The sequence below is a fragment of the Lewinellaceae bacterium genome, from assembly GCA_020636135.1.
Classification (GTDB): Bacteria; Bacteroidota; Bacteroidia; order Chitinophagales; family Saprospiraceae; genus JAGQXC01.
In genome coordinates this window covers 3035604-3047925 of the sequence record JACJYK010000001.1, presented here as the reverse complement: position 1 = coordinate 3047925, position 12322 = coordinate 3035604, and the positions used below count along the sequence as shown (strand labels likewise).

At 48.6% G+C, this 12322-nt stretch carries 8 protein-coding genes; 5 read left to right on the top strand and 3 right to left on the bottom strand.

Annotated features, from left to right (window positions below; genetic code table 11):
* Positions 1-6: 6 nt before the first annotated feature.
* The 3 genes from H6570_11655 to H6570_11645 form a co-directional block, all read right to left on the bottom strand.
* A complete protein-coding gene (locus H6570_11655) occupies positions 7-1527 on the bottom strand; it encodes an aminotransferase class V-fold PLP-dependent enzyme (GenBank protein ID MCB9319932.1) in 1521 nt (506 codons plus the stop codon).
* An 864-nt stretch (positions 1528-2391) separates the two neighbouring features.
* Positions 2392-5340, bottom strand: coding sequence for an SNF2 helicase associated domain-containing protein (locus H6570_11650; GenBank protein ID MCB9319931.1), 2949 nt, complete (start codon positions 5338-5340; stop codon positions 2392-2394).
* Between the two features lie 223 nt (positions 5341-5563).
* A complete protein-coding gene (locus tag H6570_11645) occupies positions 5564-6541 on the bottom strand; it encodes a hypothetical protein (protein ID MCB9319930.1) in 978 nt (325 codons plus the stop codon).
* A 102-nt stretch (positions 6542-6643) separates the two neighbouring features.
* Between H6570_11645 and H6570_11640 the strand changes: the two genes are divergently transcribed.
* The 5 genes from H6570_11640 (at position 6644) to H6570_11620 (ending at position 12291) form a co-directional block, all read left to right on the top strand.
* On the top strand, positions 6644-7390 hold the full coding sequence (locus tag H6570_11640; GenBank protein MCB9319929.1) for a ribonuclease H-like domain-containing protein: 747 nt from the start codon (positions 6644-6646) through the stop codon (positions 7388-7390).
* Entirely contained in the window at positions 7387-8058 is a 672-nt protein-coding gene (locus H6570_11635; protein MCB9319928.1) for a ribulose-phosphate 3-epimerase, read from the top strand. Before H6570_11640 ends, H6570_11635 begins: the two co-directional genes overlap by 4 nt.
* Positions 8042-10564, top strand: coding sequence for a TonB-dependent receptor (locus tag H6570_11630; protein ID MCB9319927.1), 2523 nt, complete (start codon positions 8042-8044; stop codon positions 10562-10564). Before H6570_11635 ends, H6570_11630 begins: the two co-directional genes overlap by 17 nt.
* Positions 10565-10687: 123 nt before the next feature.
* Positions 10688-11413: a membrane or secreted protein gene (locus tag H6570_11625; protein ID MCB9319926.1), complete on the top strand. Its 726-nt coding sequence runs from the start codon at positions 10688-10690 to the stop codon at positions 11411-11413.
* A 218-nt stretch (positions 11414-11631) separates the two neighbouring features.
* Positions 11632-12291, top strand: a complete 660-nt coding sequence (locus tag H6570_11620) for a 30S ribosomal protein S16 (GenBank protein MCB9319925.1) — start codon at positions 11632-11634, stop codon at positions 12289-12291.
* The last annotated feature ends 31 nt before the right edge of the window (positions 12292-12322 follow it).

The following is a 12322-nucleotide window of genomic DNA, read 5'->3' as shown; positions in this document are numbered from 1 at the left end:
GAATGATTATTCAGCTTTAACCATCTCTTCGAAGGATGAGTACATCCACTCCTGGATCATCTGAGGGCAAGGATCCTCAAAGGTTTTGTGTATATACTCGTTCGACTGGGCGTCGTAATCGTAATCTTTTTCCCATTCCGCTGCATGTTCCATCAGTTCGTCAATGGCATCCATGATGTAGTTTGCTTCTTCGTCCGACATGGTAGGATGGATCGACATGCGCACCCAGCCTGGTTTATGCGTCAGATTACCACGGGCGATCTCCCGGAAAATGGCCATTGATACATCCTGATTGATGTGCAACAGGTAATGCCCATAGGTACCGGCACAGGCACAACCACTGCGCACCTGAATTCCAAAACGATCATTCAGAATCCGCGCTGCCAGGTTGTAGTGCACCCCATCAATATAAAAAGCAATGACACCGAGCCTATGCTGATGTTCTCCAGCCAGGACATGAATTTTGGGTTGGCGGGCTAACCGGTCAAAGACGATTTTTAACAACTCCTCTTCTCGTTGCAACATGCGTTCCACACCCATTTCTTCTTTTAACTGAATGGCCATAGCTGCTTTGATGCCCTGCAGGAAGGGTGGGGTGCCACCATCTTCCCTTTCTTCAATGTCTTCAAGGTATTCGTGGAACTTCCAGGGATTCGTATACAGGACGGTTCCCCCGCCAGGCTGATCGGGGATCCGGTTGGTATATAATTTCTGGTTGAATACCAGAACACCTGGGGTGCCTGGTCCGCCCAGGAATTTATGCGGCGAAAAATAAATCGCATCGAGGTGAGCACCCTGCTCCTTTGGATGCATGTTCATCTGTACATACGGTCCGGAACAGGCAAAATCTACAAAGCAATAACCACCCGCTTGATGGATCATTTTTGCCATCTCATGGTAGGGTGTCATGATGCCGGTTACATTGGAACAAGCCGTCACGGCAGCAATTTTCATGGGCCGGTCCTGGTAATTCTCAATCAGTTGGGCAAAGTGATTCAGGTCAACCAGTCCATCCGGTGTAGCCTGGATGATCTCAACATCACAGACCGTCTCCAGCCACGAAGTATGATTCGAATGGTGTTCCATATGGGTAATGAACACGATGGGCCGGTCGTTGGCCGGTTTCAGACTCCGGTACAGGGAGCCATTTTCATTGAGTTTAAGGTATTCCAGTGAGCGCTCAGGGACTTTGAAGCCCAGGATGCGTTGAAATTTATTGATGGCGCCGGTCATTCCGGATCCGAAGTAAACGAGTACATCTTCTTCATTGGCACCAACATGCTTTTTAATGATTTTCTTGGATGCTTTGTAAGCCTGCGTCATCAGCGATCCGGTAACGGTAGTTTCCGTATGCGTGTTTCCCACATAGGGATACATCTCCGCCAACCGGTCTTCGATCGGTCCAAACAGGCGCCCGGAAGCCGTCCAGTCTGCATAGACGATGGGTTTAGAGCCATAAGGGGTCTCGAATAGATGATGGTAGCCAATGGTGTGTTCACGATAAGGCTTGAAAAAGGATTCGGACATGATGTGTTTACTTCTTATCTGCTAAAATACGAAATTAACCATTGCAGCATTGTGATGGGATTCACGGGAGGGAGATGAGGTGTTGTGGTGTGGTTTTATGGTATTATGGTATTGTGGTGTTGTGGATGTTGGGTGAAAGGTTGTTGAATGTTTCGTTTCTAAATGTAAGGATGTAAGGATTTTGGATGTGTGGTTTTGTGGTTTTGTGGTTGAATGGTATTAGCAAAACTGTCATTCCGAACAGATTTGCAACGCAAATCGTCGTGAGGAATCGCTTATTACCGTCGATGCCAGCATAAAGTTATAGGCTCCATCCTCGTTTTTTAGGTTCAGGATGCAGGGTTTCCATTTGCAGTTTTTGTGCTAACGTGCTTCCCCGGCATAACTGTCATTCCGAACAGATTTGCAACGCAAATCGTTGTGAGGAATCGCTTATTACCGTCGATGCCAGCATAAAGTTATAGGCTCCATCCTCGTTTTTTAGGTTCAGGATGCAGGGTTTCCATCTGCAGGTTTTGTGCTAACGTGCTTTCCCGGCAAAACTGTCATTCCGAACAGATTTGCAACGCAAATCGTTGTGAGGAATCGCTTATTACCGTCGATGCCAGCATAAAGTTATAGGCTCCATCCTCGTTTTTTAGGTTCAGGATGCAGGGTTTCCATCTATATGTTTTGTGCTAACGTGCTTTCCCGGCAAAACTGTCATTAGAACCCAAAAACGAACGACGCAATCCGTTTTGCATAACCTCAACGGACAGCGTCGGCACGCTCCGAGATGCCTCGCTGAGACAACTCCTAATGAGTGAGGTGCCAGCGAAGTAATCCGTTACACATAATGTAACCAATAGAAGTCATTGGTCCCTGTCACAACAGGCTCCGGATCTCCTCCCGGGTAAGTGGAGGCAGTTCGTCGTCAATCAGCCCACTGTTTAGTTGCCATTTATCTGCCTGCAAATGCAGGATCTTCTCTTCAATGGTTTCCGAAGTGATGAACCGGATGACATGTACCGGCTTTTCCTGGCCAATGCGATGAGCCCGGGCAATGGCCTGCTCTTCAGCATGTGGATTCCACCAGGGATCCAGTAAAAAGACGTAATCCGCGGCGGTCAGATTCAGTCCCGTTCCACCAGCCTTCAGAGTAATCAGAAAGATGGTTACTTTCGGATCTTGCTGGAACCTTTCGACTGCGGCCTGCCGGTCCCCGATCGATGAGCTTCCGCTCAACCATGCATACTCAAAATCTTGGGTTTCCAGCCATTCGCGGTACAACATCAGGTGTTTTTCGAAGCTGCTGAAGACCAGCACTTTGCTTCCCTGGTCGTGGATTTGTCGGAATTCTTCCAGGACAGCCTGCATTTTCGCACTGGGAATGTTATCGGCACCGACCAAAGACGGGTGGCAGGCGGTTTGTCTGAGTTTCATCAATACCCTCAATGCCTGAAAGGTGTATTCATGGGTGGGCTCTATAGCGAGTAATTCATTGCGTGCCGCCGATTTGGTCTTCTCATAGAGCTCCGCTTGAGGGTCATCCATTTCAACCCAGAGCACCTGACGCGTTAACGGTGGCAGTTCCGGGGCTACTTCTTTTTTCCGGCGCCGGAGAAAATAAGGAGCAATCAGTTCACGTAGTCGCGTTTTGACCTCGGCATTCCCCTCCTTTTCGATCGGGTTTTGATATTGTTTCTGGAACCCCTGATAGGAACCCAATAAGGGAGCATTGGCAAAATTGAAAAGACTCCACAACTCGGACAGGTTGTTCTCAACGGGTGTGCCACTCAAAGCCAGCTTCCGGCCGGTTTGTAATTTCCGTACTGTGCGGGAAATATCAGAACTGCGATTTTTAATGTGCTGGCTTTCATCGAGGATGACAAACTCCCACTTCAGGGGAGCCATCCAGTCTGCATCTTCCCGTAAGGTGTGGTAGGTTGTCAGTACAATATCATGTGCCAGGATTGCCCGGCAGTCTTTGGATCGTTTCGGTCCGGTATGGATATAGACGAAAAGGCCCGGAGCAAATTTCGCAATCTCTTTTCTCCAGTTGTGCACCAGTGAAGCGGGTACCACGAGCAGCGCCTGGAGCGGCAGAATGGTTTGGGTATAACTGGTATCAAAAAGACTTAACTGACAAGCCGGTGAACTCAGTGTTTCATCGGCTACCGGGATCATGGCCTTCTTCAATTGTTTGTAGTGACCCAGTGCTGCAATTGCCTGCAACGTTTTACCCAACCCCATATCGTCTGCCAGGCAGGCCCCGCGCTTTTGTTCCCACAGATGCAGGATCCAGCGTACACCTTTCATCTGGTAAGAACGGAGATCTGCTTTTATCCATTCGGCACCTTGCCACGCAGGGTAAGTGTTGAAGTGCTGAATTGGAGTTTTAACGGAATCACGTATGATATCGAGTGATTCCAGTAAATGGATTTGCACGGCATGAATACGTAACGAGTCTCCTGATGAAGCTTCTGAATTTTCTTCCTGGTGTAATAAAAATTCGGCCAGCTCCCGGTACCGGGTCAGCCATGCCGGTGGAATCAGAAATGCCGGTCCATCAGGTAACTGATAGTATTCTAATCGCCGGCGGATAGCCTCTGCAAATGCTCTGAAAGGAATTTGATGGAGCCCTACCTGGATATTAATGGTCACGTCAAACCAATCACCGGACTGTTTTGAAGTTGTGGCAATTGAAGGTGGGTGAGGGACTATTGGAGTATTGCTTTCAGGATGGGTCCATTCACAAAAGATGCCATGTTCTTTCAGTGATGTGGTGTTTTCCCGGAGGAAGTTCACCAAATCAACAAATGCTGCAGATTCAGGCCAATAGAAATGGGGTTGTTCCATCACCAGCCCCAAAGACTGTAAAAAATCAATGGTGGCTTGTTCCTGCCCGGTATTCCGGATGATCTTAACGATGCGGACTTCCTCATCCATGGATTCCGGAATGATGATCTTACTCCGGATCTGTTGCTTGTCTCCCATTAAAAAGTGAGCGTCCGGGTAATCAAATTGCAGACGCATCAGGATTCGTCCATCAAATAAATGCCGGAAGAATGAGAGCTGGCTGCTGTTCAACTGGGTCTGTTCTTCCCAGCGAAAACCTTCAGTGGTAACCTGGGCATCGCGGTCAATATTCTTCTTTAAGAATTGATGGTACCAGGTTCGTTCATGTTGTTTCTGGACCTCAAGAATGTCTTTTTGACGGAAGGGCAGTAGCATTTTGCCATTAATGCCTGGTAGCCGGTAGATGATACGCTGGTGTGCGAACCATGCCGGGGTGGAGTAAGCCAAAGGGATAATCGCAGTGTGTTCCAGCAATTGGTTCTGATCGTCGCGCAGCAGAAGCTGATAAGATAATCCGAAAGTGTGCCTTGAAAGGTGCAGGGTACCCTGGGCAGGGGCAGGTGCGAAGGAGAGCAGGTGATGTGCCAGCACCGGTTTAGAAGCAGCATCCCGGCTTAACCATACGTCATGTTTCTGGGCTAGTTGATAAAACTGATCCAGGTGCCGGGTGATGTATTTTTCAATACCCTGCCGAACTTCCTTTTCAGCCCATTGCTCTGCAAGCGATAATTTTTTCCGTTTTACGGTGCGACTGAAATTTTCATCCAGCGCCTCGTACTGCAGCTTTTCACTCCATTCCAGAAGCCGGATCACGTATTCGTCGGCCTGGATCTCCCATTCGGTCAATTGTGCTTTGGTGATACGACGCAGTAGATCCTTTGGTTGGCCTTCGTGATCCAATTCTGCCAGCCAGGCTTCCGGTACCCAGATTTCTTCGAAAAGCAGATACAAATTAAATACGATCACATGTCCCATCTCGTCACACCCTTTTTCAAATCGGGCGGCTAATGTACGCGTTTATGTTTTGAAGGAGGCAGTTCCTAATTGGTATTAGCAGTTCGCTGTTAGGTGTTTGTTGTAGGTAGTTCGTTGTTTGTATACCGAACACGAAAACACGTTTTCCATAAATGCAAACTGCCCGGCACATCAGGTATGAATGTACCGGGCAGTTGCGGTTCAAACGGTTCGTTTGAATGATTTACTTCAGGGTGAACTCAGAGCTTCCTGCAAGGAAACCTTTGTTAAAGATTTCAATTTTATAATCACCGGGCTGGAAGTCGATGTTCGGTGCCCAGTCCAGGCAAGCATTGGCCTCTTCGTTGTTGTATTGCAGGCCTTTGATGTGTGTGTAAGGCACCTGGTCTCCCGTGGCCTGATTGACCATGATTCCTGAACCGAAGTTCTCAAAGGCCATGGTTTCACCGGTAGGATTGATGATGCGGATGAAGAATTGCTCGATGCCTGGCTCAGACACTTTGTTCTCTTCAGCCGTAAAGCAGATGCTCAACTGATTTACTTTGGTGGCACGAGCTTTTTCACGCTGTTTACCGCTTTCTTTTACCATGATGCCTTTTACCATGATCTTGTCAACATCGATAACCGATGCAACATTGACTTTGGAAGAAAGGTCTGCATTTTCTTTTGACAAGGTTTCTTTTTCGCTCATCAGCGCTGCCTTGGCAGTCTGCAATTCGTCGTTGTTCAGACGCTCGTTCTCATATGCGGTGCTCAGGTCGGAATTTTCACGGGACAGGTTCTCATTCTGTGCTGTCAACGTAGCATTATCCTGAGTGAGTTGCTCGATTTGAGCGATGTATTGTTCTGCCTGCTCACGCAATTTTGATAGTTCAGCGCGAGCTGATTTCAGGTCTGAGCCGTTTTTAATCAATCCGGCGATCTTATCTTTCTGAACTTTCAGTTCTTCTTTTTGCGACTCAATCATTTGATTAAGTTCGGAGTTGTTGCCGCGCATTTCTTCCAGATCGGAAAGCGCTTCGTAGTATTGTTTCTCAAGTTCTGACTTGAGTTGTTCGGTTTCGGTCAGGCTTGCTACCTGTTGTTCAATTTTCTTGTTTTTCTGAGAGTGGTCGATCAGGAGATACGTATTGGCAGCTAATGAAGCCACCAGTAAGATCCATAGCAGGGTGGAGAAATTTTGCTTTTTAGCCTCTGACATAATTTCACAGTTTTAATTTAAGTCTTATTTTCATTCTAACGAACGGCAAAATCCGTCCATTGTGCTATATAACTGATTTTCCCACGAAAAAATTATCCTTCCATGGCCATTTCCATTGATTTTTCCAAAATCTTGTTCTTCGATATTGAAACTGTTTCACAAAAAGCTGTCTTTCAGGATCTTGATGAGCGGATGGGCAAGCTGTGGGCGCACAAAGCCAAGCATGTTTTGCGTCAATACGATGAACCGTTGACGGAAGATGAAGTAGAGGGAGCTTACCAGGACCGGGCTGCCATATTCGCAGAATTCGGAAAAGTATGTTGCATTTCAGTCGGTTTTGTCTCCCGCCAGGAAGGTCACGAGGTTTTGCGGATCAAGTCATTTGCCGGAGCGGATGAGGAGCGTGTCCTGCGAGAATTCAAAGACCTGCTGGACCAGTTTTATTATGACGTTGATAATCACTATCTGTGCGGTCATAACATCAAAGAGTTTGATGTACCTTATCTGGCCCGCAGAATGATGATCCTGGGTATCCCGCTTCCCAATCTGCTGAACCTGCATGGCAAGAAACCCTGGGAGACCAAATACCTCGTAGACACGATGGATCTGTGGAAGTTTGGGGATATCAAACACTTCACGTCGCTGGACTTGTTAGCAGCTTGTTTTGACGTTCCTACACCCAAAGGAGATATCGACGGCAGCCAGGTAGGGAGGGTCTTCTGGATCGAAGGTGATTTACCCAGGATTCAGGAATACTGCCAAAAAGACGTGGTGACCGTAGCTCAGATCCTCAGAAAATTTTCATTTTTGCCCTTGTTTTCTGATGATCAAATCAAAATGCTTACATGACACACCTGATAGCGCCCTCGATCCTGGCCGCTGATTTCACCCGCCTGGGTGAGGATATTCAAATGTTGCAGAACAGTGAAGCCGACTGGGTGCATGTTGATGTCATGGATGGCCGGTTTGTTCCGAATATCTCGTTTGGGATGATGATTGTCAAAGCCATCCGGCCGTTGACTACCAAGCCGCTGGATGTCCATCTGATGATCGTTGAGCCGGAAAAATACATCGATGCATTTCGGGAAGCCGGGGCAGATCACATCATCGTTCATTACGAGGCTTGTCCGCATCTGCATCGTACCATTCAGCAGATCAAAGAGTCCGGTGCCAGCGCGGGTGTAGCGATCAATCCCCATACCCCGGTAGCTTTGCTCGAGGATATCCTGGAAGACCTGGACCAGGTGCTGATCATGTCGGTGAATCCGGGATTCGGCGGTCAGAAATTCATTTATCAATCCCTGAAGAAAATAGAACAACTGAAATACCGCCTCTTGGAGCGCAATCTCAAAGCGCTGATCTCCATTGATGGAGGTGTCGGATTGCACAATGCCGGCAAGATCCTGGAAGCTGGTTGCAACGTGCTGGTTGCAGGCAGCACGGTCTTCAAAGCACCGGATCCCACAAAAATGATTGCTCAACTTAAGCACATCGGTCGTGATGCACTCCTGGCCTGATCGAAGATGGTTCATTGCATTCATCTGCATCCTCTGGGCTTCTCTGGGGATTGCCCAGCAGGCAACAGTTCATGGCCAGGTGAAGGATTCGCGTACATCTGGTCCGGTAGAGTTGGTTACCATTTACATTCAAGGCACCCAACAGGTTACGGAGACGGACGCACGCGGTAATTTTTCGCTGGAGATACCTGCGGATACCATTATTACTTTGGTATTCACCAGACTCGGTTATGAAGATAGCAAAAGACAAATCGGGCCTTTTGTGTCTGGCAGAAGGGTACGCGTAGATGCTTCCCTGGCGCCCACCGACCAGGAGATTGAAATCGAGGTCAAGGCAAACCAGATCCAGAATGCCGGCACGGTCCGTCAGGAGGTAGACGTATTAAAAACGTTGCCTACCACGACGGGAAACCTGGAAAGCGTACTGCCACACATCGCCCTGGGTACCAGTTCCGGGAGTGGGGGAGAGCTTACCTCACAATATTCGGTCCGGGGAGGAAATTACGATGAAAACCTGGTCTATGTCAACGACTTTGAGATCTACCGGCCCCAATTGATCCGCGCCGGACAGCAGGAAGGACTTAGTTTTCCCAATATCGACCTGATCCGGGACCTGCAATTTTCTTCCGGTGGATTTCAAGCCAAGTATGGCGACAAGTTGTCATCGGTATTGGACATTAGCTACAAGCGTCCTGATTCGACGCATTATTCTGTAGGAGCCAGTTTGTTGGGTGGCTCGTTTCATTGCGAAGGCTCCAGAGTGCTGGGGGACGACAACTACCGCCGTTTCCGCTATTTATTGGGCGCACGTTATAAGGATACCCGGTACATTCTTGGTTCACTGGATCTTTCCGGAGAATATACTCCGAACTTTGCCGATGTCCAGGGCTACTTCACGTATGACCTCAATCGCAAATGGCAATTGGGTTACCTGACGAACTACAACCGCAGCGAATTTCAGTTCCGTCCCGTGGAGCGTAGCACGGCTACAGGATTGATCGATTTTGCCTTGCGCCTGTATGCCGTATTTGAGGGACGGGAGCGCGACCAGTTTACGACGACCATGAATGGCCTGAGCCTTACCTATCTTCCGGAACGTGATGTCAACCCTTTATTCCTCAAATTTCTGGCCTCGCACCAGTCCAGCCGCGAACTCGAGACCATCGATATTGAGGGCGCCTACCGCCTGAGTGTGATCGAGACCGACCTGGGAGCTGATGATGCCGGTAAAGAACTGTTGACTCTGGGTACAGGAATCCAGCATCAGTACGTACGGGATTATCTTGAATCGGATATCTACACGTTGCAACATAAGGGAGGCATCGAATACGGCACCGGGGGAAATACCCAGTTTATCCAGTGGGGAGTCTCGGCCCAATACGAAGACATAGCAGACCGCATCAACGAATGGGAACGCCTTGATTCAGCAGGATTTTCCTTGCCCTACGATCCGGAATCGGTGCAGGTGGATTACAATCTTAAAAGTACCAATAGCCTGATGTCTTCCCGGTTTTCCACATTTGTCCAGAACACCTGGAGCCGTCAGAGTGCACAGATGGAATCGCAGTTGACTTATGGAGCCCGGTTGAGTTACTGGACCCTGAATAACGAGTTACTCTTTTCTCCCCGCCTACAATGGCTGGTAAAACCATTGCAGTGGGATCGCAACATTTCTTTCCGACTGGCTGCCGGTATTTACGATCAGCCGGCTTTCTATCGTGAGCTGCGGCGTCCTGATGGCACCCTGAATCGGGACATTCGCGCCCAAAAGTCTGCCCACATCCTGGCAGGATGGACCTGGGACTTTGAGATTGGCAAGAAAAACCCCACACCGATCCGCTTCATCAGTGAGATCTACTACAAAAAATTGTGGGACCTGATCTTTTACGATATCGACAACGTGCGTATACGATACTATGGCGAAAATGAGGGCAAAGGATATGTGATGGGCTGGGATATGCGCTTTAACGGAGAATTTGTTTCTGGTGCAGAGAGCTGGATCAACCTGTCCTTTCTCCGGGCTCGCGAGCAAATCGATGGAATCACCCATCTGGAACGCAAGGTAGGCAGCAGTGAAGGTACACCGGTTAAAGATGTTCCCCGCCCAACCGACCGGCTGGTGCAGGCTTCCATTTTTTTTCAGGATTATCTGCCCCGCAATGAGAATTTCAAGGTGCACCTCAACCTGACCGTAGGTACCGGTTTGCCCTATGGGCTGAAGGACAACAACCGCATTTATCGCAATACCTATCGCTTTCCGTTGTATCAGCGTGCCGACATTGGTTTTTCCTTTTTATTGTGGAATGCCAGCTGGCGGGAACGCAAACCAAATCACTGGCTGCGATTTACGGATAATACCTGGCTGAGTATTGAGGTGTTCAACCTGATGGGCCAGCAAAATGTAGCCTCCCAGACCTGGATCAAATCCATTTACAACGTGCAATATTCCATCCCCAATTATCTGACCAGCCGAAGGGTAAACTTAAGGGTGAAAATGGATTTTTGAATCTGCAGATCAACAATTTGCGATCATTCAATGCTTTCTGACCGCCATAGCAGGAAAATGAAACAGTGATTTCAACTTTCCGCAAATAATTCCATTTTTGTATTGGACTTAAACTTGTATGACATGCGCACAGCTCTGACCGTTTTTGCCAGCCTCCTGGCGTTTTTACTATGTGCCCAGCCCCAGCAAATGCTGCTGACCGGAGCCTGGGAGATCAAAGGCCAAAGTAAATCCGGGCCAGTAACCCAGGTATTGCTGGTGACCAAGGGAGCCTGGTCCTGGACCTTGTACAAATCCGATGACGGTGATTTCGTCTGGACAAAAGGAGGCACCTGGATGCCTGACGGCGGAAAAATGAAAGTTACCTATGAGTTTAGTACCGATAAGCCGGATCAGGTAGGGAGCCAGGAAAGCTGGGGTTTTACGGTCACCGGAGAACAATTGATTTCCGGTGATGGAGGAAGCAAGCTGACCTGGAAGCGTGCGGATAACCCGGCCTTTACACCATTGACCGGGGCCTGGCTTATGGCAGGTCGAGTCGATGATCAGGGAGAGGTGAACCGCCGTGATCTCAATCAACCGCGTAAAACCATGAAAATACTGACCGGATCACATTTCCAATGGATCGCCTACAATACCGAAACGAAAGAATTCTTCGGGACGGGAGGCGGTGATTATACTGCAGTTGGCGGGAAGTATACCGAGAACATCCGCTTCTTTTCCCGCGATAAATCCCGCGTCGGCGCGTCGCTGACATTTGATTTTGAGGTTAAGGATAGCGACTGGTACCACAGTGGCAAGTCCAGCAAAGGGGAACCGCTGCACGAGGTGTGGGCGAGGAGAGACTGATAGAAATGTTGAATGTTAAATGGTGAATGATGCATTCAGTTGACCGATAAGGTTGGCACCCTAAATTTGATTGCTCAGGTAAGCGTTCATTTTAAAACACGGCGAATAAACATTTATTTATTCTTATCAGGATTTCCATTATCTTTGCAGCCCTGTTAAAAGCCCGGGTCCGTTGAACGGACAAGCCGGGTATGGTTAAACCAAATAAATTTTAACTGATGTCAGTAAAAATCAGATTACAGCGCCGGGGGCGCAAAAAAGCACCGTTCTACCACATCGTCGTAGCGGATGCACGGGCACCACGTGATGGTCGCTTTATTGAAAAACTGGGTACGTACAACCCCATGACCAAACCAGCTAGCATCGATCTTGATCGCGATAAGGCACTGGATTGGTTGATGAAAGGTGCACAACCTACCGACACCGCAAAAGCGATCCTTCGCTACAAAGGGGTCTTACACAAGAAACATTTACTTCGTGGCGTGAAGAAAGGGGCCTTTACCCAGGAGCAAGCCGAAGAAATGTTTACCAAGTGGCTGGGTGGAAAAGAATCGCAAATCGCCAAGCACGTTGAAAAAGAGACGGAAGTGCAGCGTTCATTCCACGAAAAAGTATTCGGTATTGTGAAATCCGCCAAGCCAAAGGCTGCCGAAGTAGCCGTTGAGGCTGAAGAAGCCACGGAAGCAACCGAAGCCGCTGCAGAAGAAGTGGTAGCAACCGCTGCTGCAGCTGAAGAAGTAGTTGAAGCAGTTGAAGAAGCCGCTGCAACCGTAGAAGCTACTGAAGAGGCAGCACCTGTGGCCGAGGAAGTCGCTACTTCCGAAACCGCTGCACCAGAAACAGAAGCTGAGGAAGAGTCCAAGAAGGACGAAGAATAAGAAATAAGACTTCGGGAGAAATTTCCGAATT